Raw genomic sequence first — 21,888 nt, forward strand, 5'->3', positions numbered from 1 at the left:
CTCAGCTCGTCTGGGAGACAGCGATGCCGAGCGCCGAGAATCCGACGACGAGGACGAACACGACGATGATCGCCCAGACCAGCAGGATCAGGCTCGAGATGATCACGCCCGTCAGGGCCATGCCCCGGCCCGCAGGCTCTCTGCGCAGACCCGCGATCCCCAGGATCAGCGCCGCGATCGGCACCAGGAACGTGAACCCGAACACGATCGAGACGAGGGCGAGGACCATCGACGCGATGCTCATGCCCTTGGGCTCGGGCGCCGCGAGATAGACGGGCATCGGGTAGTACGACGGACCTCCGGCCGGATTCTGCGCCATCGGATACGGCGGCGGTCCGGGCTGCGGGTCCTGCGGATAGGTCATGATTCCCCCTGGTCTGCGTGTTGCGTGTTCCTGCCCCTCCTTCCTAGCGCACCCGGGCGGAACCCGTGCCCGCCGTCGCGAACCTGCGACACCGGTTCAGAGCCCTGCGACACCGGGTCAGAGCAGTGCGGCGACCTTCCGCGCCGCCTCCTTGGCGGATCCGGGGTTCTGGCCCGTGACGAGCTTCCCGTCGGCGACGGCGTACGCGACGAACGGGAGGCGCGCCTTCTCGTAGAGTGCTCCGCGCTTCTTCATCTCCTCCTCGGCGTTGTAGGGGACGAGCTTGTCGACCCCCGCCAGGATCTCCTCCCGCCAGGCGAAGCCGGTGAGGTGCCTGCCCTCGACGAGGAGGCTGCCGTCACTGAGGCGGACATCGAGCAGCCCGCAGTATCCGTGGCACACCGAGGAGACGATCTTGCCCTGCTCCCACAGCTCGCGGGTGATGCGCTGCAGGCCCTCGCTGCCGGGGAAGTCGTACATCACGGCGTGCCCGCCGGTGAAGAAGATCGCGTCGAAGGCCTCCGCGTCGACCTGCTCCGGGCTGAGGGTGTCCTCGAGCAGCGCCATCCGGGCGGGGTCCTCGTGCCAGGCCTTCGCGACCTTGTCGTAGGCGGGGAACTTCAGCGAGCGGGGCTCCAGCGGCACCCGCCCCCCGGCAGGACTCACGAGGGTCTGCTCGAAGCCGTGCTGCTCGAACACCTCCCAGGCGTGGGCGAGTTCGGACAGCCACAGCCCGGTCGGGTGGGTCGGGTCGTCGTAGTGTGCGACGTTCGTGACGACGTGCAGGATGCGGGCGGTCATTCTTCTTCTCCTCGGAGGCTGTCTTCTCGCGTGGTGGGCGGATCAGGATCCGGACGCCGGGACTCTCGCGGCAGAACCCGCTGCGAGCAGCGCCCCGATGGTCGCGCGGACCCGCTCGGCGACCTCGTCGAACGGCTCGGGGCGGAGCTTCCCGTCCAGGTGCAGGAAGGCGAGGCCGTGCGCGGCGCTCCACATGCCCGTCGCGATCGCCGGAGACGGGATGCCGGGGAACAGGCGCTCGGTGACGCCGCCGAGCAGGGCGTGCAGTCGCTCGGCGGCCTGGACGCGTTCGCCGTCGGCGGGGTCGCACTCGTTGCCGAACATGAGACGGAACACGGCGGGGCGGCGAAGTGCGAATCCGACATAGGCGACGCCGAGGGCGCTGAGCACGTCGACCGCGGTCGCGTCGTCGGCCAGAGCTGCGAGACAGTCGGAGAGATCGCCGGTGAGGTCGGTGAAGCCCTCGACGGCCACCGCGGCGTCCAGCGCCGCACGATCGGCGAAGTGCCGGTAGGGCGCCGTCTGAGAGACTCCGGCCCGGCGGGCGACGGCGCGCATCGAGAGCTGCTCGCCGTCCTCCAGGGACGCGATCGCCGCGGTCAGGAGCGCCGCCCGCAGGTCGCCGTGGTGGTAGGACTTCTCGGAAGTTGACACTGAACACTTCCCTCTCTACGATCATGTGTGCGGTGCAAACATAGCGCACGGAAGGCGATGGGACAGGGATGCAGACGATCCTGGGGGCGAATGGTCAGATCGCGATCGAGCTGGCGCGGGAACTGGACCGCGCGGGCGCCGGAGAGCTCCGGCTGGTCAGCCGCACCCCGCGAAAGGTCAACGAAGCGGACGACACGCGCAGCGCCGACCTCCTCGACGCCGAGCAGACCGGATCCGCCGTGGCGGGGAGCGAGACCGTCTACTTCACGGCCGGTCTGCCCGCCGACACGGCGCTCTGGGAGGCGCGGTTCCCGACGATGCTCCGCAACGCGCTCGACGCCGCGAAGGCCGCGGGAGCCCGGTTCGCCTACTTCGACAACACCTACATGTATCCGCAGGACGCCCGGGTGCAGACCGAGGACACGCCCTTCGAGCCGGTCGGTCCCAAGGGGCGCGTCCGCGCCGCGATGGCCCGGATGGTGCTCGACGAGATGGAGCGCGGCGACATCCCGGTCCTGATCGCCCGCGCCCCGGAGTTCTACGGCCCGGGTCGCACGCAGAGCGTGACCAACGCCCTGGTGATCGATCGCCTCGCGGCGGGGAAGCGCCCGCTGGTGCCGGTGCGCGACGACCGCAGGCGCTCGTTGATCTGGACCCCGGATGCGAGCCGCGCGCTCGCCCTGCTGGGCCGCACGCCCGACGCGTACGGGCAGACCTGGCACCTGCCCGTCGATCCGCAGCGACCCGCCTACCGAGAGTTCGCCGACCTCGCGGCGGCCGCCTTCGACCGCTCCTCCGGGTACACGGTGGTGCCGGAATGGCTGCTCCGTACCGGCGGCATGGTGAGCCCGCAGGTGCGCGAGCTGCAGGAGCTCCTGCCGCGCTATCGGCATGACAATCTCTTCGACTCCGGCAAGTTCCTGGCCCGCTTCCCGGAGTTCCCGGTGACGACGTATGCCGAAGGGCTGCGAACGATCCACGCGGAAGCGGCGTCGCGCCGGGAGAACCGAGCATCGTGATACTCCGGTAGGGGGTGGATCCGGCTCCGCAGCGGGACGCGAAGGCGCAGACCTGCCCGCGACCGTAGGGGAATGGCACTCCTCACCCCCGTTCTCCCCGTCGCCGCGGTCGCGCCCGCGCCGTCCGCTCCGGTCACCCCTGCCGGAGCCCGCCCCGCACGCGACACCGCGGTGGATGCCGTGCGCGCCCTGCTGCTGGGCGTCGTCGTGCTCCTGCACGCCCTCATGGCCGGAGTGAGCGTCGCCGCCGACGGATCCCCGATCCTGCGCAACGCGATGGAGGGCTGGGACGGATTCGCCCCGCTCACCTGGATCCTGCAGATCATGCCGCTGTTCTTCGTGCTGGGCGGCTTCGCCTCGTACACGCAGTGGACGCGGCAGCGGGCGAAGGGCGCGACCGCCGGCGACTACGTGGCCGGGCGTGTGCGCCGGCTGCTGATCCCCGCGGTGGGCGCGATCATCGCTGCCGCCGTGCTGCTCGCGGCGCTCGTCGTCGCCGGGGTGCCGGCGGACGTCGTGGCCACGGCGGGATTCCGGATCGGCCAGCCGTTCTGGTTCCTGGGCGTGTATCTCGGCTGCTCGGCGCTGGTGCCCGTGATGGTGCGACTGCACGAGCGCCACCGCGCGCTGACCTTCGCCGCGCTCGCCGCGGGGGTCGTCGCCGTCGACATCGTGCGCGGTGCGACGGGCGTCACCGCGATCGGCCTGCTGAACATGGTGTTCGTGTGGCTGCTGCTGCAGCAGCTCGGGTTCGCGGTCGCCGACGGATCCCTCGACCGCCTGCGGCGGGGAGCGCTGCTCGCGGTCACCGGGGTCGCCGCCGGCGCCGCCGCCGTGCTCATCCTCACCGGCGCGGCGCCCGCCGATCTCATCGCGGCGCTGAACCCGCCGATGGCGATCCTCGTGGTCGTGGGCGTCGCGCAGACCGCGGTGTTCCTCGCGCTGCGTCCGCGACTGCGGGCGGCGGTCGCGGGTCCGCGCGCGGCCGCCGTGGTCTCGTGGGTGAACGGCCGGGCGATGACGATCTACTCCTGGCACATGCTCGTCGTGATCGCCCTGGCCGGGATCCTGCTGCTCGCGCACGTCGGCCTGCCGGCACCGCTCACCGCCGCCTGGTGGGCGAGCCGACCGCTCTGGTTCGCCGCGGTGCTGGTGGCCGTCGCGCTCGTCGTCGCGGTGACCGGCAGGCGCGAGGCCGCCCGCGAGTCCGCCGCGGCCCGCGCGGGCCGGATGCGGGCGACCGGGGCGACGCTGACCGGAGTCGCGGGGGTGGTGACGATCCTCGTCGGCGGATCCTCTCCCTCGGCATGGGTCGTGGGCGCGGTGCTCGTGCTCGGGGCTCTGCGACTGGCCGGGGGCCGTGCCGGGCGTCTCGCCTAGGGCCGCGCCTGAGCGGGCGGGCGCCGGCGCAGGCGCGTCACGAGCACGCCGAGCAGGCAGAGCGCGCCGCCGACGAACATGAGCGGCGTCGGCACCTCGCCGAGGATCAGCCACGACAGCATGATCGCGATCGCGGGCACCACATAAGTGGTGGCGGAGGTCTGCCCGGCCGTGCTGCGCTGCAGCACGTACGCCCAGGTCGTGAACGCGATCGCGGTCGGGAAGATGCCGAGGTACACCACCCACAGGGTCGCGTCGAGGGGCGCGGTCTGCAGCGCCCCGACGAGGCTGCCGCTCCAGGGCAGCAGCGCCACGGTGCCGGCCGCCGCACCGAGCCAGGTGAGCGTGGTCGCGTCGGAGCCCTGGCTCAGCAGATGCTTCTGCAGCAGCGTGCAGCCGGCGTACATGACTGCGGCGAGCAGGGCGAGCAGAAGACCGGCGATGTCGAGGGCTCCGCTCTTGGTCGAGGAGTTCAGGCCGATGAGCACGACTCCGCCGAAGGCGATCGGCGCCCCGATCAGCAGTGGCTTCGGGAAGCCCTCGCGCAGGAACAACCCGCTGAAGACGACCACCATGAGCGGTGCCAGGTTGACGACCATCGCCGCGGTGCCGGCGTCGAGGGTGTGCTCGGCGGCGTTGAGTGCGAGGTTGTAGACGCAGAACCAGCCGACGCCCCAGACGGCCACCAGCAGCCAGTGCCGCCGCGGCGGCAGGCGGATCCCGCGGCGCAGCGCGATGACGGTGAGCGCCACGGTCCCGACCGCCATGCGCAGCAGCGCGAGCGCGCCCGGGTCGAAATGCGGGCCGGCGCCGCGGATCCCGATGAACGCCGAGGCCCACAGGACGACCGTGACCACGGCCGCCGTCAGGACGAGGGCCCCGTTGCGGCGCGGCGGGGGGACGAGGGCGCCCGCGCCGTCCGCCGGTTCGCGCTTCGGTCCTGCCGTGGTCTCCGCCATCCTCCGATCGTCGCAGGGGCCGCCGACATCGGTCGAGACCGGCGACAGCCATCGCCCGCCGACATCCCGCCATGCGCCGGCGGCGCCGTCAGATCGCGTCGCGTCGCGCCTGGATCGGTGCGCCCGGGGTGCCGTCCGTGTAGACGGCCGTGATGATCGGATTCCCGATCCCGAGGTCGATCGCCCCGGCGCCGACGGTGATCGACGCACGACCGGCCGCGTCGAAGGTGACGGATCCCGCCGCCGCGCCGCCGTACGTGACCGCCGCGGTCGAGCCGGGCTGGCCCGAGAGCATCAGCGTGTAGCTGCTGAGGATCCTGATCCCGAGCAGGTTCACGGTCTGATTCGCGACGATCCCGGTGAAGGCGAGCGGCGCGGGGGCCGGTGGCGCAGGCGTCGGCGCGGGCGGCGCCGGGTCCGGCGACGGCACCGCGGGGACGGGAGCCGGGGCGGGCGGGGCCTGCGTCGGGGACGCTACGGGGCCCTCGTCGGCGGAGGGCGTTCCGGGCGCCGGCGACGCCACGGCGGGGACGGGCGGGGCGCTCGTCGCGGGGGGCATCGCCGGGGCGGATGTCACGGCGGGCGCCGGAGGGCCCCCGTTCTCGAGACCGCGCTCGACGAGGGGGTTCGGGGCGGCCGGGGCGGAGATGTCCGGACCGATCGCCGCGGGGCCGTCCGGGGTGCGCAGGAACGAGAGCCCGGTCGCTCCGAGGGCGAGGCAGAGCAGCGCCGCCGCTCCGGAGATCCACAGCGCCGTCCGCCGCCGAGGGGGCGCGGTCGCGGCGGGCTCGATCGGGGCGGCGGAGGGAAGAGGCAGGGGCACCGGAAACGGGGAGCCGGGCTTCGCCGGGGGAACCGTCAGCGGTGCGGCGAGCAGAGGCCCCGCCGACGGCTGCGCCGTCTGCTCCTCGCGATGCAGGCGCGCTTCGCGCCGCGTGGCTGCGGCGGGCGCGGCCCGTGGGCCCGCGGGCGGCTGGTCCGTCGGCTCTGTCATCGGTGTCTCCGGCAGCGCTGCTCCCGATCGACACGGCGCGTCGCTGCGGATCTCACCCTATCGGCCGGCCGCCGTCGATGTTCCCCCGTCGCGAACTCGGTCGGACCCGCGCGCTTTGAGCGGGTTCGCCGACGAACAGGCCGAATCGACGGGGTTCGCAGCGGGATGCCGAAGCGAGGGCGAGCACTCAGCGTCAGGCGTTGCCCCGCGGTCATCCGGTGTACGCCTCGGCGAGGGAGGTGCGGCCGACGCGGCGGGCGGGCTGGTGCGTAAGAGGCGGCGCTTCAGCGAGCGTCGCGGCGCTCCTGATCGACCATCGCGGCGAGCTCGGGGAACCCTCGGGTGACGGTCTGCCACAGCAGTGCCTCGTCGAGGCGGTCATAGTGGTGCACGACGAAGTCCCGATGCCGCGCCGCCGCCCGCCACTCCGATCGCCGGAAACGCTCCGGATCGGCGTGGATCAGCCGCTTCGCGAGATCGCCCACGCGGTTCGACAGCGCTTCGAACGCCAACGGCAACGCCGGATCCGCATGGAAGTCCTCCTCCCCGCGTTCGGCGAGGGCCGCGGCCCGGTCGAGGATCAGCGCCAGGTCTTCGAGCCAGCGGCCGATCCGCTCGTCGTCGTTCACAGCGGAACGGCCTCGGCGAGGATCCGGGCGTCGCGCGTCGCGTCGACCGAGGTGCTCGGCAGCGCGGTGACGGGCACGCCGAGCACCGTCTCCGCATCGAGCTCGAACTGCGCGATGTCGAACAGGGTGGCGTCGGCGTCGGGGGTGACGAGCAGGTCGACATCGCTCCCCGCCCGTTGCTCGCCGCGCGCGATCGAACCGAACACGCGCACCTCTCGAAGATGCGCGACGCGGGCCAACCGCTCGAGCACGGATCCGTACCGCCGCAGCTCTGCGAGGTCGATGCTGCGCGATTGCGGATCCAGATGCAGGAAGCGCTCGTAGGAAAGCAGCACCGCCTCCGGACGCCGGTGCGCGCCGATCACCACGGGATCGGCGTCGGGGTCGTCGCGGAAGGCCGCCAGGGCACGCGAGAGGCCGATGCGGGCGTCGGCCACCGAGCTGACATCCATCATTCCTCCTTGTACATCTCCCTGTACAAGTATTGGACTCCGAGGCGTTCGGATCAACAGCGGATCCGCCGCGCAACGCGGCCCGGACCCCCTCCGATAGACTGGCCCCGCCCGATCGGGCCAGCTCATCCGCCGGTGCAATCCCGGCGAAAAGCACGGCGGCCACCGGCCGCACCCAAGGGGGATGCACCCATGCCAGGAATCGTGATCGTCGGCGTCCAGTGGGGCGACGAGGGCAAGGGCAAGGCCACCGACCTGCTCGGCGAGCGCACCGACTGGGTCGTCAAGTTCAACGGCGGCAACAACGCCGGACACACGGTGGTCGTCGGCGACGAGAAGTACGCCCTGCACCTGCTGCCCTCGGGCATCCTCTCGCCCGGCGTCACCCCGGTCATCGGCAACGGCGTCGTGATCGACCTCGAGGTGCTGTTCCACGAGCTCGAGGCGCTCGGATCCCGCGGCATCGACACGTCCCGGCTGAAGGTGAGCGCCAACGCGCACATCATCACCCAGTACCACCGCACCCTCGACAAGGTCACCGAGCGCTTCCTCGGAAAGCGGATGATCGGCACCACCGGCCGCGGCATCGGCCCGGCCTACGCCGACAAGATCAACCGCGTCGGGATCCGCGTGCAGGACCTCTTCGACGAGAACATCCTGCGGCAGAAGGTCGAGGGGGCCCTCGACCAGAAGAACCACCTGCTGGTGAAGGTCTTCAACCGCCGCGCCATCGCCGTCGACGAGATCGTGGACGACCTGCTCTCCTACGCGGAGCGGCTGCGTCCGATGGTCGCCGACACCGGGCACCTGCTCGACGACGCCCTGCAGCGCGGCGAGGTCGTCGTGTTCGAGGGCGGCCAGGCCACCATGCTCGACGTCGACCACGGCACGTATCCGTTCGTGACCTCGTCGTCGGCCACCGCGGGCGGCGCCTCGACGGGATCCGGCGTCGGTCCCGGTCGCCTGGACCGGATCGTCGGCATCGTCAAGGCGTACACGACGCGGGTCGGATCCGGTCCGTTCCCCACCGAGCTCTTCGACGAGCAGGGCGACTGGCTGCGCGCGCGCGGCTTCGAGTTCGGCACCACGACCGGGCGTCCGCGCCGCGTCGGCTGGTACGACGCCCCCATCACGCGGTACGCGACGCGCGTGAACGGCATCACCGACCTCGTGCTCACCAAGCTCGACATCCTCGACGGACTCGACCAGATCCCCGTGTGCGTCGCCTACGACGTCGACGGCGTGCGCTTCGACGACGTGCCCGTGAACCAGAGCGACTTCCACCATGCGAAGCCGATCCTGGAGTACTTCCCGGGCTGGCAGGAGGACATCTCCTCCGCGCGCACGTTCGAGGAGCTGCCGAAGAACGCCCAGGACTACGTGCTCGCCCTGGAGAAGATGTCCGGCACGCGCATCTCGGTGATCGGCGTCGGCCCCGAGCGCGACCAGGTCGTCGTCCGGCACGACCTCGTCGACTGACACCCGCGGGACGGACGGCGTGCCGAGCGCACGGAAGGCTGCCGAATGCACGGGCTATCGGAGTGAACGACCCGTGCACTCGACAGCATCGGGTGCACTCGACGAGAGAGTGAGGGAGCGATGACGCGATTCTGGGTCGGCGGCTACGGCGTCGACATGGAGGGACCGGCTGACGGCATCGGGCTGCTCGCCGTCGATGAGGGACACGGTCCGACGACGCTCGCCTACCGCGGTGCGGTGGCGCCCGCCCCGTCGCCGTCCTGGCTCGCACAGCATCCGACCCTCGACGTGGTCTACGCGGTGCTCGAGGGATCCGGCGAGGTCGCCGCGTTCGCGCGGACCGGTGAGAGTGCCCTGCGCCCGGTCGGTCGTCCGGTGGCGGCCGGGCAGTACGTGTGCCATCTGGCGGTCGCCCCCGACGGACGGTTCCTCGTCGCGAGCTGCTACGGCGACGGCCGCGTGGTGCGGATCGGGCTCGACGCCGACGGCGGGCTGGTGCCGGCGGCGCGCGACAGGGCGGCCGAACTGCGCGCGGCCCTGTTCGGCGAGGATTCGGACGAGGCGTCCGGCGAGGGCGATGGCGATCCGGCGGCCGCCGTCGACCCCTATGCCTCGGATCCGAACCGCCTCGACCCGAACGGCGACCCCCGGGTCTCGCACGCCCACGCCGCCGCGTTCCTGCCCGACGGGCGGGTCGCGACGACCGACCTCGGCTACGACCTCGTGCGGATCTGGCGTCCGGCGGCGTCCGGGCTGGCGCTCGACCACGAGGTCGTGCTGCCCCGGGGATCCGGCCCGCGGCACATGGTCGTGCATCCGAGCGGGCACCTGCATGTCGTCACCGAGTACTCGTGCGAGCTGTTCACGCTGGCCGCCGACCGCGAGGGTCGCTGGGGGCTGATCGCCGCGACCGCGGTCTCGGCGATCGCGACGCCCGGACACGACTATCCGTCCGAGCTCAGCCGCTCCCGCGACGGCGAGACCCTGTACGCCGGGGTGCGCGGCAGCAACACGATCGCGGCGCTCCGGGTGCGCGGATCCGGCGAGCGGGTCGAGCCCCTCGCGCTCGCCGACGCCGGCGTCGACTGGCCCCGCCACCATCTCGTGCACGACGGCGCGCTGCTCGTCGCGGGACAGCGCTCGGACGAGATCAGCGTGCTCGACCTCGACGAGCGCACCGGGGCCCCGGGCCGGATCCGGCACCGCACTCCCGCCCCGGCGCCGACGCACCTGCTGCTCGCGCGCTGAGGCCGGATCCGTCGGCCGGCCCCGCCGTCTTGGAGGATCGGCTCGCCCGACTGCGCGATCGGGACACCGGCCGCAAGCGCTCGCTCGCCGCACGGGAGTACGCGCTCGGCATCGAGGCCCTGCATCGGTTCACCGCGGGCGAACCGCTCTGGCGCGTGCATCAGGCGGTGTTCGGGGTGCTTGCGCTGGAGTCCGACCCGATCGACCCGCGGCTGTGACGGCCGCCGCGGCGCCGATCCCGAGGGGCGCACGGACCCGCACCCGCCAGGCCCTATCCTGAGACGCAGCGGTGCCGGACGGGTTCCGCAGTGCAGTGACGCGAGGTCAGGGGGGCGACGTGGCCGAGGGACGATCGACTCCGGTGCCGGGCACACCTGATGCCGTCGCCGGCACGCCGGACGGCGGGCATGACTTCACGACCGCGGGAGGATCCGCGGGCCCGGCCAACGCGACCGCATACGACCACGCCGCGCTCCACGCCCCCGCGCCGCAGACACCGGCTCTCCGGGGTCGACGTCGGGCCGTGCTGGCCTGGTCGCTGTCGGTCGCCGGAGTGCTGCTGCTCGCGGGTCTCGCCACGGTGCTGCAGCTCACCGCGAACCTCGGCTACGACCAGGCGCGCACGGGGCTGGCCTCTGCGGTGTCGACGCAGAGCGACGAGGCGACGCACAACGATCGCGTCCGCGCCGTCGACGACGAGTCGGCCCGCGCCGCCGACACGCTGCTGGCGGTGACCGATCCGGCACTCGTCGGCGACGCGGACCGCGCCGCCCTCACGGCAGCGCGGGACCGGGCGCAGAAGGCGTCGGCCGCGGCCATGTCGCTCAGCGCGACACCGGTGCCGGAACCCGGCGCCAAGCCGTTCTGGTTCTGGGAGCTGTATGCGCGCACCGCGCGGCTCGACGCGGATTCGCGGGCGATGCGCACGCTGGGGTCGGCGCTCGGCCGTTCGTCCGAGGAGCTCGGATCCGCGACGAGTGCGCTCGACAAGACCGGGGTGGCGGTGGCCAACGCGGCGGGCGGCCTCGCAGCCCAGATCGAGAACGACAACCGGCCCTCGCCGAACGCGGGCGTCCTGGCGATGCGCGACCTCGCCGCGAAACTGGTCGCGACCACCTCGTTCGACGAGGAGGTGGCCCAGGGCTTCCGCGACTACGCGGCGAGCATCCAGAAGGTGCGGGACGGGCACGCCGCGACGCTCGCCGCGGAAGCCGGCCCGCTTCAGGGGGCGCGCCAGGAGATTGAGGACTTCGCGCGCGGGCTCGCGCCGGGCGTGCTGCTCGACTTCGAGTGGGCGGACCGGGTGAACGACCTCGGCGGCGACAACGGCTATCTCTCCGGTGAGACGGTCTGGCCCACCACCTGGGGGCAGTACGCGACCATCCGGCTGTCGAACTCGGTCGCCGAGGACTGGCCGGGCCCCTCGAGCCACGCGCTCGTCGCGCACGAGGTCGGGCACGCGATCACGACGAAGTGCTGGGGGATGTACGACACCACCAACTCGCAGACCGTCGAGGCCTGGGCGACCGCGTGGGCGATCAGCATGGGTTTCACCGACGAGGGCAACGGCACCCAGGCCTACGGACCCCCTCCCCAGGAGCTCATCGACAAGGCGGCCGCCTGCCGCTGAGCCGTGACGCGCGGACCCGTGCGACCTAGACTCGCGCTATGACCCCTCCGCCCTCGGCGTCCGTCGGCCAGGTCGTGGTGCTGCTCCCGCGCTGGCCGGATCCCGTCCCGCCGGCCGATCTCCCGATCCGAGGCGCGATGCGGCCGGGCGCCCGCGCGGTGTATGTGGTGCTCCTCCTGCTCGCGACCGCCGTCGGTGCGGGGACGCTCATCCCGCTCTGGACCACGCCGACCCCCGGGGTCTGGTTCTCGGTGCTGTTCACCGCGTTCATCGCCGCACTCGTCGTGGTGCTCTGGTTCGTCTTCGCCGGGGCGCTGGCGAAGAGCGCCCTGAGGGTGCGAGCGCTCGCCTGCTGGCGTCAAGCGTCGGGCCGCATCGAGCGCGTCGACGGCACGGTCGTCGCGCGCACGGTCTCGACGATCGAGGACGGCGGAGTCGACCGTTTCGAGCTCGCCGTCGAGACGGCGACGGGGGTGTCGTCCGCCGTCTGGGAGCGCCCCACCGCACGATCCCGGATGCTCCTGCAGACGGAGGTGCCGGGGGTGGGCGCGACGGTGCGCGTGTGGCGCATCCGGGGCGCGGGTCCCGAGGATCCGCTGGTCGTGGAGGTGCTGGATCCGTCGGTGGTCACCTCCGGACAGGGGGCGGGATCCTGACGATCCCGTAAGAATGCGACGCCCGTGCCACCCGGGTCTGGGAGGGTGGGACGGACCCGTCCCGACGAAGCACGACGAACGGAGCGCAGATGACCGACGAATACGACCTGATCGTGCTGGGCGGCGGCCCGGTGGGGGAGAACGTGGCCGACCGGGCCGTCCAGGCGGGACTCACCGCCGTGATCGTGGAGGGCGAGCTGGTCGGGGGCGAGTGCTCGTACTGGGCCTGCATGCCCTCCAAGGCGCTGCTGCGCTCGCCGCAGGCGCTGCGCGCGGCCCGGCACGTCGGCGGCGCGGCCGAGGCGGTCACCGGCGAGCTCGACGTGCGTGCGGTGCTCGACCGGCGCGACTCCTTCACGAGCCACTGGCAGGACGACGGCCAGGTCGCCTGGCTCGACTCGGCCGGAATCGACCTCGTCCGCGGGCACGGGCGCCTGAGCGGGGAGCGGAAGGTCGCCGTCACCGCGCCAGACGGCGGCGTGCGCACCCTCACCGCCCGTCATGCCGTGGCGGTCAGCACCGGATCCGATGCCGCGATCCCGCCGATCCCGGGACTCCACGAGGCGAATCCGTGGACCAGCCGCGAGGCCACGAGCGCCGAGGAGATCCCGGCCTCGCTCGTCGTCATCGGCGGCGGCGTGGTCGCCGTCGAGATGGCCACGGCGTATGCGTCGCTCGGCGCGGAGGTCACGGTGCTCGCCCGCAGCGGGCTGCTCGGATCCGTCGAGCCGTTCGCCGCCGGACTCGTCGCCGAGGGCCTGCGTGCGCTCGGCGTCGACGTGCGCACGGGCGTCGTGACGAAGAGCGTCGCCCGGGATGCCGACGGGGTCACGGTGAGCACGGACGGCGGCGACGTGCGCGCCGCCGAGATCCTCGTCGCCACCGGTCGCACGCCGCGCTCGGGCGACATCGGCCTGGAGACGGTGGGCCTGCCGGCGGGCCGATGGATCCGCACCGACGACACCCTGTGCGTGCCCGGCGTCGACTGGCTGTACGCGGTCGGCGACGTCAACGGCCGCGTGCTGCTCACGCATCAGGGCAAGTACCAGGCGCGCGCGGCGGGCGACGTGATCGCCGCCCGCGCGAAGGGCGAGCCCGTCAACGACGCGCGCTGGGGGCGGCACGTCGCGACGGCGGACCACGCCGCGGTGCCGCAGGTCGTGTTCTCGGAGCCGGAGGTCGCGGCCGTGGGCCTCACCGCCGCGGCTGCCCGTGAGGCGGGGCACCGCGTCCGCGAGGTCGAGGTCGAGTTCTCCTCGGTCGCCGGCGCGTCGCTGCACGCCGACGGCTATCAGGGCCGCGCGCACATGGTCGTGGACGAGGACCGGCAGGTGCTGCTCGGGGTGACCCTGGCCGGATCCGATGTCGCGGAGCTCATCCACGCCGCGACGATCGCGGTCGTCGGCGAGGTTCCGCTCTCGCGGCTCTGGCACGCGGTGCCGTCGTATCCGACGATGAGCGAGGTGTGGCTGCGCCTCCTGGAGGCCTACGGCCGGGCGTCTGCCTGAGCCCCGGATCCGGCGCCGGGAATCCGGAACGCGACGTGGCTGTTCCCGATGTCGGAGGCTTGGCCTACTGTCGGAAGGGCGCCGCGGCGCCGCACGCCGAGAAGAACGTGTCGCATCGATTCCCGAGGAGGGACGAGCATGCAAGCAGTATTCGAAGGACGGATCATCGCCAACGCGGATGACTCAGACGTGGTGATCATCGAGGGCAACCGGTACTTCCCGCCCACCTCGATCACCGAGGGCGTGCTGCAGGAGAGCCCGACGCCGTACACCTGTCCGTGGAAGGGCGAGTGCCAGTACTACTCGCTGCGCGTGAACGAGCAGGAGCACAAGGATCTGGCGTGGGCGTATCCGCACCCCTACCCGACCGCGATCGAGCGGGTCGGGGTCGACTTCTCGGGCTACGTCGCGTTCGACCGCGCCGTGGAGATCCGCGAGGGCGACGTGCCGCAGGAAGGATCCCTCCCCTGAGGGCGCGCGGCCGATGATCGAGTTCCGCTCCGTCACCAAGACGTTCCCCGACGGCACCCGCGCGGTCGATGACTTCAGCCTCGTCATCCCGGCCCGTCAGACGACCGTGCTCGTGGGCTCGTCGGGCTCCGGCAAGACCACCCTGCTGCGCATGATCAACCGCATGGTCGAGCCGACCTCGGGCGCCGTCGAGATCGACGGCGTGAGCGTTCTGGACGGGGATCCCGTGGCGCTGCGCCGGCGCATCGGCTACGTGATGCAGAACTCGGGACTGCTGCCGCACTTCAGCGTGATCGACAACATCGCCACGGTGCTGCGCCTGAACGGCGTCGCCCGGCGCGAGGCGCATGAGCGCGCACGCGAGCTGCTCGACACGGTCGGGCTCGATCAGGCGCTCGCGGAGCGCTACCCGAGCCAGCTCTCCGGCGGGCAGCAGCAGCGCGTCGGGGTGGCCCGAGGGCTCGCCGCCGACCCGAACATCCTGCTCATGGACGAGCCGTTCGGCGCCGTCGACCCGATCGTGCGCACCGAGCTGCAGCAGGAGCTGCTGCGTCTGCAGCGCGAGCTCGGCAAGACGGTCGTCTTCGTCACGCACGACATCGACGAGGCGCTGCTGCTCGGCGACCGGATCGTGATCCTCGACAGGGCCGCGCGCATCGTGCAGCAGGGCACCCCGGACGAGATCCTCACGGCGCCCGCGGACGAGTTCGTCGCGGCGTTCATCGGCGCGGACCGCGGTCGGCGCGCACTGCACCTCAAGCAGACGCCGCACGGCACGGTCGTCGTCGACGCCGACGGGCGGGCGCAGGGAACCCTCGTGCAGTCGCCCGCCGACCTCCTCGACGCCCATCCGCCGCGCGCGACCGACGAGGTCGACTGACATGACCTGGATCATCGACAACCTCGGGCTCATCGTGGGCCTCGCCGCCGTTCACCTGCAGCAGAGCGTGATCGCGCTCGTGCTCGGGGTCGTCGTCTCGGTGCCGCTGGGATGGATCGCCTGGCGCTACCGGCTGGTGCGCGGGCCCGTGATCGTGCTCACCGGCCTCCTCTACACGATCCCCTCCCTGGCGCTGCTCATCCTGCTGCCGGCGCTGCTGGGCTACTCCGCGATCAGTCCCACGAACCTCGTCGTCGCCCTGACGATCTACAACATCGCGATCCTGGTGCGGGCGGTCGCCGACGGGCTCGACTCGGTCGACGCCGACGTGCGCCGGGCCGCGACCGCCATGGGCTACGGCTCCGGACGGCGGTTCTGGACCGTCGATCTTCCGCTCGCGGGCCCCGTCATCCTGGCGGGCGTGCGCGTCGCCGCGGTCTCGACGATCGCGCTCGCGACCGTCGGCATCCTCGTCGGCGTGCAGAACCTCGGCTATCTCTTCACGAACGGGCTCGATCGACGCCTCATCGAAGAGGTCTTCGCCGGCGTCCTCGCCGTGATCGTCCTGGCGCTCGTCGTCGACCTGCTGCTCGTGCTGATCGGCCGGCTGGTGATGCCGTGGCAGCGCGCCGCCGCGAAGCGCCGCGGGCGCGTCGCCTCCTCCGCGCTCGGCGCCTCCGCAGGGGTCGACGGCGAGGTCGTCGCCGAGGAGGTCGCCGCATGAACCTCTTCGTGGACGCGATCCGCTGGCTGCTCGACCCCGAGCAGTGGACCGGATCCTACGCACTGCCGGTGCTGCTCGGGCAGCATCTCTTCTACACGCTCGCCTCGGTGCTGGTCGCCGCCGTGATCGCGGTGCCCGCGGGCTGGGTCATCGGGCACACCGGGCGAGGGCGCGAGATCGCCGTGGCGATCTCCGGCGCCGCGCGGGCGATCCCCTCGTTCGGACTGCTGATCCTGCTCGTGCTGCTGTTCGGCGTGCTGCAGGTGCCTGCCGCGGCTCTCGTGACCTTCGTGCTGCTCGCGATCCCCTCGCTGCTCGCCGGGGCCTACACCGGCATCGAGGCGATCGATCCGCGCGTGGTCGACGCCGCGAAGGCGATGGGGATGACGCCGTGGCAGGTGTTCTGGAGGGTCGAGTTCCCGCTCGGGCTGCCCCTGCTCATCGGCGGTCTGCGCGCCGCGACCCTGCAGGTGATCGCGACCGTGACGATCGCGGCCTGGGTGAACCTCGGCGGCCTCGGTTACCCGATCATCCAGGGCATCCCGCTCGGCCGGTTCGACCAGGTGCTCGCCGGGGCGCTCCTCGTCGCGGCGCTCGCGCTGATCGCCGACCTGCTGTTCGCCATCGCCCAGCGGGCCGCCGTGCCGGCGGGCGTCCGCGCCGGCGACGCACGCTCCGGAGAAGAACCCCGCGGGCGGAGCGCCCTGCGCGCCGCCCGCACCTGACCTGCATCGACCCTCACCACAGCACGGACTCCCCACCGAAGAGAGGCACACCATGTTCACCGCCCGCATCACCCGCATCGCCGCCGCTGCGTCGGTCGCGGTCGCCGCGGCCCTGGCGCTCAGCGCCTGCGGCTCCAGCAACCCGCTCGACAAGCCCACCGAGACGAACGGATCCGGCTCCTCCGACACGATCGTCATCGGGTCCCAGGCCTACTACTCCAACGAGATCATCGCCGAGATCTACGCGCAGGCCCTCGAGAAGGACGGCATGAAGGTCGATCGCAAGTTCAACATCGGCCAGCGCGACGCCTACATGCCCGACGTGAAGTCGGGGGCGATCAGCCTGTTCCCGGAGTACACCGGCAACCTGCTGGAGTACCTGGGCGGCAAGGCCGACACGAACAGCTCGGACGACGTCTACGCCGCGCTGAAGAAGGCGCTGCCGTCGGGGCTCACCGCCCTGGACTACGCCAAGGCCGCCGACCAGGACACCTACACGGTGACGAAGGCCAATGCCGACAAGTACGGTCTGGAGTCGATCGGCGACCTGTCGAAGATGCCCGCGCCGGTCACCGTCGGCGCCGCGCCGGAGTTCGAGAAGCGCCCCTACGGCCCTGCCGCGGCGAAGACCGACTACGGCGTGGATCTCGCGTTCTCCGCGACCGGCCAGACCACGCTCGAGGCACTGCAGGCCGGCACCGTGCAGGTGGCGGACATCTACTCGGCGGATCCGGCTTTCGCCAAGGGCGACCTCGTCGCGCTGAAGGATCCGAAGAACCTCATCCTGCCGTCGAACGTCGTGCCGATCGTGAGCGCGAGCGTCGCCGACAAGGTCTCGAAGGCGATCAACGCCGTCAGCGCGAAGCTCACGACGGACGAGCTGGTCAAGCTCAACGTCCAGAGCACGGCCGACAAGAAGCAGGCCACCGACATCGCCAAGGCGTGGCTCAAGGAGCAGGGCCTGAGCTGAGCTCCGGCCTCGGACGAGGACGGCCCCGGGAGCGGATCCCGGGGCCGTCCTGCGTCCGGGATCGCGGAGCGCCGCGGCCGCGTGCCGCGTACAGTGGCGGACGTGACCGCTCCGAGCCTGGACCATCTGCGCACGTTCGTCACGGTGCACCGGGTGGGATCGCTCACCCGTGCGGCGCACCTGCTCGGGCTCTCGCAGGCGACCGTCTCCGCGCATGTGCAGGCGCTCGAAGCCGTCGTGGGATTCCCCGTGTTCGAACGCGGGCGAGCCGGCGTGACGACGACGGCCAAGGGCCTCGAGCTGGCGCGACGCGTGGCCGCGCATGTCGACGCGATCGAGGATGCGTTGCTGTCGCCGGCTCTGGGCGGCGACCCGGTGCGCACGGTGCATGTCGGCGGCGCCGCGGAGATCCTCTCGGTGAAGGTCGTGCCACGCCTCGCTGAACTGCTCGCCGCCGCGGGCGGGCCGATCCGCCTCACCTTCGGGCTCCCCCCGGACCTTCTCGACGCGCTCGTCGGCGGCGCGCTCGATCTCGTGGTGAGCGCGGTTCCGCCGGGGCGCGAGGGTGTCACGGCGGAACCGTTCTATGACGAGGAGTTCGTCCTCGTGGCCGCTCGTTCCTGGGCGGGCGGGATCCCGGAGGACGTGCCGGTCGTCGCGTACGCGGCGAACCTGCCGATCATCCGTCGGTACTGGCGCAGCGTCTTCGACCGTCCTCCCTCCGGACTGCGGGTCGCGGCGGTGATCCCCGACCTCCGCGGGATCCGTCGCGCGGTGCTCGACGGCATCGGGATGTCGGTGCTGCCCCGCTACCTCGTCGACGAGGACCTGGAGGACGGTGCGCTCATCGCGCTGGACGAGCCGCAGGTCGCTCCACTGAACACGCTGTACCTCGCCACCAGGAGCGGAGAAGCGCAGCGCATCCCGGAGGTCGCCGCGGTCGCCGCGGCCCTGCGGCGGATCATCGCCTGAGGTCCCCGGAATCCCGATCGGTGGGTTCGATCATCCGATGGGGGCGTGCCGCTGATGCGGAGGAGCATGGACGTGTCGAAAGGACCCACATGTCGAAGATCCTCATGGCCGTGACCGCGGCCGATTCCCTCACCCTCGCCGACGGAACGGCGCACCCCACCGGATTCTGGGCGGAGGAGCTCGTCGTCGCGCACCGGGAGCTCACCCGCGCCGGTCATGACGTCCTCATCGCCACGCCCGGTGGACGCCCCGCGCCGGTCGACCCCGGATCGCTGAATGCCGACGTCGTCGGCGACGCGACGCGGGTCGAGGAGTTCCGGGCCTACCTGGAGACGATCCGGGCCGACCTGGAGGCGCCCGCCGCTCTCGGCGACATCGTCGCCACCGACTTCGCCGCCGTCGTGCTTCCGGGAGGCCACGGTCCGATGGCCGACCTCGCCTTCGACGAGGATCTCGGGCGTCTCCTGGTCGCCGCCGATGCTGCGCAGCTGCTCATCGCGCCGTTCTGCCACGGGCCGGCGGGGTTGCTCAGCGCGACGGCGCCCGACGGCCGGTTCGCCTTCTCGGGTCGCACCCTCACGGTCTTCACCGACGAGGAGGAGACCACCGGCGGGCTCGGCGAGAACACCCCGTGGTTCGTGGCGACGACGCTGCGCGACCGCGGTGCGACCGTGGAGGGCGGCGCCCCCTGGAGCTCGCACGTCGTGCGGGACGGCAACCTCATCAGCGGCCAGAACCCGCAGTCCAGCCACGCGGTCGCACAGACGCTGCTCGAGGCGCTGAACGCCTGAGCCCGAGCCGCGGATCCCGCGAGACACCGCTTCTCGCATGAGATCTGGCGCCAGGCGTGGCATCTCATGCAGGATCGCGGGTCTCGCGGGACCTGGTTCAGCTCTGCGGCGCGAGGTGCCGGGCGAAGAACCTCCCGGCGTCCTCGCCGGCGTGGGCCGGGACACCGGTGTGCCCGCCGAGGTTGGCCTGCAGCGTCTTCTCGGCGGATCCGAACGCGTCGAACACGTCGAGCGAGCGCTGCCGGTCGTTGCCCTCGTCGTCCCACTGCAGCAGCACGTGCAGAGGGGTCGTGACGGCGCGGGCCTCGTCGAACATGCTCAGCGGCACGTAGCTGCCGGCGAACAGGCCGGCGGCGACGATGCGCGGCTCGACCCGGGCGAGCCGGATGCCGATCGCGAGCACGCCGCCCGAGTAGGCGACCGGTCCGCCGATCTCGGGCAGGGCGAGCAGCGCGTCGAGGGCCGCCTGCCATTCGGGCACGGTCCGTTCGACGAGGGGCAGCACGAGCCGGTCGATGACGTCCTCGCCGGGCCGTTCGCCGGCGTCGAGCGCGCGCATCAGGTCGGCGCGGGCGCCCTGGAGCTCGGGCAGCGCGGGCCGCGCACCGTTGCCGGGCATCTCGAGCGCGACCGAGGCGAAGCCGAGATCGGCGGAGGCGCGGGCGCGGCCGTCGAGACGCGGGCGCATCCGGTCGAGCCCGGGCCCGCTCGGGTAGCCGAGGAGGATCAGCGGGACCGGGTGCTCGGCGGAGGCGGATCCCGGCAGCCAGAGCACGCCGGGGATCCCGTCCAGCGTGAAGTCGCGCTCGACGATGTCGTCGTCGCGCTGCCGCAGGGCTGTGAAGGTCAGTTCAGAGGTGGAGTTCATGGTCGTGCCTTTCGGGAGTGCGCATGCAGGGCGCTCCCGGACGACCTATCGTCCGACCGTGACCCCGATCAGGAGCACCCACGTCGATTCGTTCATGGGGACCACCTCCTGTTCTCGTGCCAGCACGGCGTAGGCGACAGTAGCACCTCATCCGCTGTCCGTCGAGCCCCGTCGCGCGGGATCGGATCCCGCCCGGTGGATCCGATCCGCGACCCGTGCCGGCCCGAGCGGGACACCGCCGACCTCAGTCGAGCGCGCTCATCACATGCTTGATGCGCGTGTAGTCGTCGAAGCCGTACTGGGACAGGTCCTTGCCGTAGCCGGAGTGCTTGAAGCCGCCGTGGGGCATGTCCGACACGAACGGGATGTGCGTGTTGATCCAGACGCAGCCGAAGTCGAGGTCGCGGGAGAAGCGCAGCGATCGGGTGTGATCGGTCGTCCATACCGACGCCGCCAGTGCGTAGAGGACGTCGTTCGCGAACGCGAGCGCCTCGTCGTCCTCCTCGAAGGACTGCACGGTGAGCACCGGTCCGAAGATCTCGTTCTGCACGGCCTCGTCGTCCTGGCGCATGCCCGAGACGATCGTCGGCTCGAAGAAGTAGCCGGTGTCGCCCTGCCGCTTGCCGCCGGTCTCGATCACCGCGTGCGCGGGCAGGCGGTCGACGAAGCCCTGCACCTGCGCGAGCTGCGCCGCGCTCGACAGCGGGCCGAAGAACACGCCGTCCTCGTGCGGAGCGCCGGTGCGGGCATGCGTGCGCACCCGCTCGACGAGCGCCTTCACCAGCTCGTCGTGCACCGACGCGTGCACGATGACGCGGGTCGCGGCGGTGCAGTCCTGACCGGCGTTGAAGAAGGCGCCGGTGACGATGCCCTCCGCGGCCTTGGCGATGGAGGCATCGGCGAAGACGATGGCCGGCGCCTTGCCTCCGAGCTCGAGGTGCACCCGCTTGACGTCGGCCGCCGCCGACTCGGCGACCGCCATGCCCGCTCGCACGGATCCCGTGATCGCGACCATCTGCGGCGTCCTGTGCGCGACGAGGGCGGCCCCGGTGGTGCGATCGCCGAGCACGACGTTGAGCGTGCCGGCGGGCGTGTGCTCCGCGACGATCTCGGCGAGCAGCAGGGTGGTGAGCGGGGTCGACTCCGCGGGCTTGAGCACGACCGTGTTGCCCGCCGCCAGCGCGGGGGCGATCTTCCACACGGCCATGTTGAGCGGGTAGTTCCACGGCGTGACCTGGCCGATCACGCCGATCGGCTCGCGCCGCACGTAGGAGGTGTGCCCGGCCATGTACTCCGCGGCGGCGCGGCCCTCCAGGCTCCGCGCGGCCCCGGCGAAGAAGCGCAGCTGGTCGACGGACTGGTCGATCTCGTCGGCCACGAGGTTCGCGCGGGGCTTGCCCGTGTCCTGCGACTCCAGGTCGGCGAACTCCTCGGCGCGTGCGGCCATCGCGTCCGCGATCCGGAACAGCGCCAGCTGCCGCTGGGCCGGGGTGGTGTCGCGCCAGAGGGGGAAGGCGGCGGCCGCGGCGGCGTAGGCGGCGTCGATGTCGCTCTGATCCGAGATCGGCGCCTGGCCGTAGACCTGCTCGGTGACGGGGTCGATGAGGTCCATGCGGCCCTCACCGTGGGCGGCGACGAGGCGGCCGCCGATGAAGTTCTGCAACAGTGCGGCTTCAGACAGGGTGCTCTGCATGGTGAACAGAATAGGACAGGA

The 21,888-nt window shown here is 72.1% G+C and carries 23 protein-coding genes and 1 pseudogene; 15 read left to right on the forward strand and 9 right to left on the reverse strand.

What is annotated here, in order from left to right; genetic code table 11:
- Window position 1: 1 nt before the first annotated feature.
- The 3 genes from WFJ01_RS11645 to WFJ01_RS11655 all read right to left on the reverse strand — a co-directional run bounded on the left by WFJ01_RS11645 (window position 2) and on the right by WFJ01_RS11655 (window position 1,819).
- Entirely contained in the window at window positions 2-364 is a 363-nt protein-coding gene (locus tag WFJ01_RS11645; protein WP_251444107.1) for a DUF4190 domain-containing protein, read from the reverse strand.
- Between the two features lie 117 nt (window positions 365-481).
- Complete coding sequence (locus tag WFJ01_RS11650; protein WP_336629095.1) at window positions 482-1,165, reverse strand: type 1 glutamine amidotransferase domain-containing protein; 684 nt, start codon at window positions 1,163-1,165, stop codon at window positions 482-484.
- 42 nt (window positions 1,166-1,207) lie between these two features.
- Window positions 1,208-1,819 carry a TetR/AcrR family transcriptional regulator gene (locus tag WFJ01_RS11655; RefSeq protein ID WP_336629096.1) on the reverse strand — a complete coding sequence of 204 codons (612 nt, stop codon included), beginning with the start codon at window positions 1,817-1,819 and terminating at the stop codon, window positions 1,208-1,210.
- A 68-nt stretch (window positions 1,820-1,887) separates the two neighbouring features.
- Here WFJ01_RS11655 and WFJ01_RS11660 point away from each other — a divergent pair, with 68 nt between their 5' ends.
- Both WFJ01_RS11660 and WFJ01_RS11665 read left to right on the forward strand, forming a co-directional pair.
- On the forward strand, window positions 1,888-2,838 hold the full coding sequence (locus tag WFJ01_RS11660) for an NAD-dependent epimerase/dehydratase family protein (protein ID WP_336629097.1): 951 nt from the start codon (window positions 1,888-1,890) through the stop codon (window positions 2,836-2,838).
- A 72-nt stretch (window positions 2,839-2,910) separates the two neighbouring features.
- Window positions 2,911-4,218, forward strand: coding sequence for an acyltransferase family protein (locus tag WFJ01_RS11665; RefSeq protein ID WP_336629098.1), 1,308 nt, complete (start codon window positions 2,911-2,913; stop codon window positions 4,216-4,218).
- Here the strand turns inward: WFJ01_RS11665 and WFJ01_RS11670 are convergent.
- The 4 genes from WFJ01_RS11670 to WFJ01_RS11685 all read right to left on the reverse strand — a co-directional run bounded on the left by WFJ01_RS11670 (window position 4,215) and on the right by WFJ01_RS11685 (window position 7,255).
- The gene (locus tag WFJ01_RS11670; RefSeq protein ID WP_336629099.1) at window positions 4,215-5,177 is read right to left on the reverse strand and encodes a DMT family transporter; all 963 of its coding nucleotides are present in this window, start codon (window positions 5,175-5,177) and stop codon (window positions 4,215-4,217) included. The genes WFJ01_RS11665 and WFJ01_RS11670 overlap by 4 nt on opposite strands.
- Before the next feature lie 88 nt (window positions 5,178-5,265).
- Entirely contained in the window at window positions 5,266-6,171 is a 906-nt protein-coding gene (locus WFJ01_RS11675; protein WP_336629100.1) for a hypothetical protein, read from the reverse strand.
- A gap of 284 nt (window positions 6,172-6,455) precedes the next feature.
- Window positions 6,456-6,800: a HepT-like ribonuclease domain-containing protein gene (locus WFJ01_RS11680; RefSeq protein ID WP_295034284.1), complete on the reverse strand. Its 345-nt coding sequence runs from the start codon at window positions 6,798-6,800 to the stop codon at window positions 6,456-6,458.
- Window positions 6,797-7,255 (reverse strand): nucleotidyltransferase domain-containing protein, encoded by a 459-nt coding sequence (locus tag WFJ01_RS11685; RefSeq protein ID WP_336629101.1) that lies wholly within the window; start codon window positions 7,253-7,255, stop codon window positions 6,797-6,799. The genes WFJ01_RS11680 and WFJ01_RS11685 overlap by 4 nt, the downstream gene beginning before the upstream one ends.
- 189 nt (window positions 7,256-7,444) lie before the next feature.
- Here WFJ01_RS11685 and WFJ01_RS11690 point away from each other — a divergent pair, with 189 nt between their 5' ends.
- From WFJ01_RS11690 to WFJ01_RS11750, 13 genes and pseudogenes are all read left to right on the forward strand, one after another.
- A complete protein-coding gene (locus WFJ01_RS11690) occupies window positions 7,445-8,731 on the forward strand; it encodes an adenylosuccinate synthase (RefSeq protein ID WP_251444130.1) in 1,287 nt (428 codons plus the stop codon).
- Window positions 8,732-8,851: 120 nt separating this feature from the next.
- A complete protein-coding gene (locus WFJ01_RS11695; RefSeq protein WP_336629102.1) occupies window positions 8,852-9,979 on the forward strand; it encodes a lactonase family protein in 1,128 nt (375 codons plus the stop codon).
- A 38-nt stretch (window positions 9,980-10,017) separates the two neighbouring features.
- Window positions 10,018-10,197 (forward strand): annotated as a pseudogene (locus tag WFJ01_RS11700) (hypothetical protein); the annotation flags it as partial.
- Between the two features lie 143 nt (window positions 10,198-10,340).
- Window positions 10,341-11,609 carry a hypothetical protein gene (locus tag WFJ01_RS11705; RefSeq protein ID WP_336629103.1) on the forward strand — a complete coding sequence of 423 codons (1,269 nt, stop codon included), beginning with the start codon at window positions 10,341-10,343 and terminating at the stop codon, window positions 11,607-11,609.
- A gap of 38 nt (window positions 11,610-11,647) precedes the next feature.
- Window positions 11,648-12,265, forward strand: coding sequence for a hypothetical protein (locus WFJ01_RS11710; RefSeq protein WP_336629104.1), 618 nt, complete (start codon window positions 11,648-11,650; stop codon window positions 12,263-12,265).
- Between the two features lie 89 nt (window positions 12,266-12,354).
- Window positions 12,355-13,773 (forward strand): dihydrolipoyl dehydrogenase family protein, encoded by a 1,419-nt coding sequence (locus WFJ01_RS11715; RefSeq protein ID WP_336629105.1) that lies wholly within the window; start codon window positions 12,355-12,357, stop codon window positions 13,771-13,773.
- Between the two features lie 138 nt (window positions 13,774-13,911).
- Window positions 13,912-14,244 (forward strand): DUF427 domain-containing protein, encoded by a 333-nt coding sequence (locus tag WFJ01_RS11720; RefSeq protein WP_292882092.1) that lies wholly within the window; start codon window positions 13,912-13,914, stop codon window positions 14,242-14,244.
- Between the two features lie 13 nt (window positions 14,245-14,257).
- Window positions 14,258-15,124 (forward strand): ABC transporter ATP-binding protein, encoded by an 867-nt coding sequence (locus tag WFJ01_RS11725; protein WP_251444154.1) that lies wholly within the window; start codon window positions 14,258-14,260, stop codon window positions 15,122-15,124.
- A gap of 1 nt (window position 15,125) precedes the next feature.
- Complete coding sequence (locus WFJ01_RS11730) at window positions 15,126-15,848, forward strand: ABC transporter permease (RefSeq protein ID WP_251444157.1); 723 nt, start codon at window positions 15,126-15,128, stop codon at window positions 15,846-15,848.
- A complete protein-coding gene (locus WFJ01_RS11735) occupies window positions 15,845-16,573 on the forward strand; it encodes an ABC transporter permease (protein ID WP_336629106.1) in 729 nt (242 codons plus the stop codon). The genes WFJ01_RS11730 and WFJ01_RS11735 overlap by 4 nt, the downstream gene beginning before the upstream one ends.
- A 52-nt stretch (window positions 16,574-16,625) precedes the next feature.
- On the forward strand, window positions 16,626-17,543 hold the full coding sequence (locus WFJ01_RS11740; RefSeq protein WP_251444163.1) for an ABC transporter substrate-binding protein: 918 nt from the start codon (window positions 16,626-16,628) through the stop codon (window positions 17,541-17,543).
- A 102-nt stretch (window positions 17,544-17,645) separates the two neighbouring features.
- Window positions 17,646-18,515: a LysR family transcriptional regulator gene (locus tag WFJ01_RS11745; protein WP_336629107.1), complete on the forward strand. Its 870-nt coding sequence runs from the start codon at window positions 17,646-17,648 to the stop codon at window positions 18,513-18,515.
- Between the two features lie 89 nt (window positions 18,516-18,604).
- Window positions 18,605-19,306 (forward strand): type 1 glutamine amidotransferase domain-containing protein, encoded by a 702-nt coding sequence (locus WFJ01_RS11750; protein WP_292882076.1) that lies wholly within the window; start codon window positions 18,605-18,607, stop codon window positions 19,304-19,306.
- Window positions 19,307-19,403: 97 nt separating this feature from the next.
- Here the strand turns inward: WFJ01_RS11750 and WFJ01_RS11755 are convergent, their stop codons facing one another.
- The gene (locus WFJ01_RS11755; RefSeq protein WP_336629108.1) at window positions 19,404-20,174 is read right to left on the reverse strand and encodes an alpha/beta hydrolase; all 771 of its coding nucleotides are present in this window, start codon (window positions 20,172-20,174) and stop codon (window positions 19,404-19,406) included.
- Window positions 20,175-20,418: 244 nt separating this feature from the next.
- Window positions 20,419-21,867, reverse strand: coding sequence for an aminobutyraldehyde dehydrogenase (locus WFJ01_RS11760; protein ID WP_336629109.1), 1,449 nt, complete (start codon window positions 21,865-21,867; stop codon window positions 20,419-20,421).
- Window positions 21,868-21,888 lie beyond the last annotated feature (21 nt).

This window comes from Microbacterium sp. MMO-35 (assembly GCF_037147555.1).
Classification (GTDB): domain Bacteria; phylum Actinomycetota; class Actinomycetes; order Actinomycetales; family Microbacteriaceae; genus Microbacterium.

Excerpts from the sequence above, each read along its gene's own strand:
- WFJ01_RS11645 (WP_251444107.1), bottom strand. The coding sequence starts at position 364 with ATGACCTATCCGCAGGACCCGCAGCCCGGACCGCCGCCGTATCCGATG.
- WFJ01_RS11650 (WP_336629095.1), bottom strand. The coding sequence starts at position 1,165 with ATGACCGCCCGCATCCTGCACGTCGTCACGAACGTCGCACACTACGAC.
- WFJ01_RS11660 (WP_336629097.1), top strand. The coding sequence starts at position 1,888 with ATGCAGACGATCCTGGGGGCGAATGGTCAGATCGCGATCGAGCTGGCG.
- WFJ01_RS11665 (WP_336629098.1), top strand. The coding sequence starts at position 2,911 with ATGGCACTCCTCACCCCCGTTCTCCCCGTCGCCGCGGTCGCGCCCGCG.
- WFJ01_RS11670 (WP_336629099.1), bottom strand. The coding sequence starts at position 5,177 with ATGGCGGAGACCACGGCAGGACCGAAGCGCGAACCGGCGGACGGCGCG.
- WFJ01_RS11675 (WP_336629100.1), bottom strand. The coding sequence starts at position 6,171 with ATGACAGAGCCGACGGACCAGCCGCCCGCGGGCCCACGGGCCGCGCCC.
- WFJ01_RS11685 (WP_336629101.1), bottom strand. The coding sequence starts at position 7,255 with ATGATGGATGTCAGCTCGGTGGCCGACGCCCGCATCGGCCTCTCGCGT.
- WFJ01_RS11690 (WP_251444130.1), top strand. The coding sequence starts at position 7,445 with ATGCCAGGAATCGTGATCGTCGGCGTCCAGTGGGGCGACGAGGGCAAG.
- WFJ01_RS11695 (WP_336629102.1), top strand. The coding sequence starts at position 8,852 with ATGACGCGATTCTGGGTCGGCGGCTACGGCGTCGACATGGAGGGACCG.
- WFJ01_RS11710 (WP_336629104.1), top strand. The coding sequence starts at position 11,648 with ATGACCCCTCCGCCCTCGGCGTCCGTCGGCCAGGTCGTGGTGCTGCTC.
- WFJ01_RS11715 (WP_336629105.1), top strand. The coding sequence starts at position 12,355 with ATGACCGACGAATACGACCTGATCGTGCTGGGCGGCGGCCCGGTGGGG.
- WFJ01_RS11720 (WP_292882092.1), top strand. The coding sequence starts at position 13,912 with ATGCAAGCAGTATTCGAAGGACGGATCATCGCCAACGCGGATGACTCA.
- WFJ01_RS11725 (WP_251444154.1), top strand. The coding sequence starts at position 14,258 with ATGATCGAGTTCCGCTCCGTCACCAAGACGTTCCCCGACGGCACCCGC.
- WFJ01_RS11730 (WP_251444157.1), top strand. The coding sequence starts at position 15,126 with ATGACCTGGATCATCGACAACCTCGGGCTCATCGTGGGCCTCGCCGCC.
- WFJ01_RS11735 (WP_336629106.1), top strand. The coding sequence starts at position 15,845 with ATGAACCTCTTCGTGGACGCGATCCGCTGGCTGCTCGACCCCGAGCAG.
- WFJ01_RS11740 (WP_251444163.1), top strand. The coding sequence starts at position 16,626 with ATGTTCACCGCCCGCATCACCCGCATCGCCGCCGCTGCGTCGGTCGCG.
- WFJ01_RS11750 (WP_292882076.1), top strand. The coding sequence starts at position 18,605 with ATGTCGAAGATCCTCATGGCCGTGACCGCGGCCGATTCCCTCACCCTC.
- WFJ01_RS11755 (WP_336629108.1), bottom strand. The coding sequence starts at position 20,174 with ATGAACTCCACCTCTGAACTGACCTTCACAGCCCTGCGGCAGCGCGAC.
- WFJ01_RS11760 (WP_336629109.1), bottom strand. The coding sequence starts at position 21,867 with ATGCAGAGCACCCTGTCTGAAGCCGCACTGTTGCAGAACTTCATCGGC.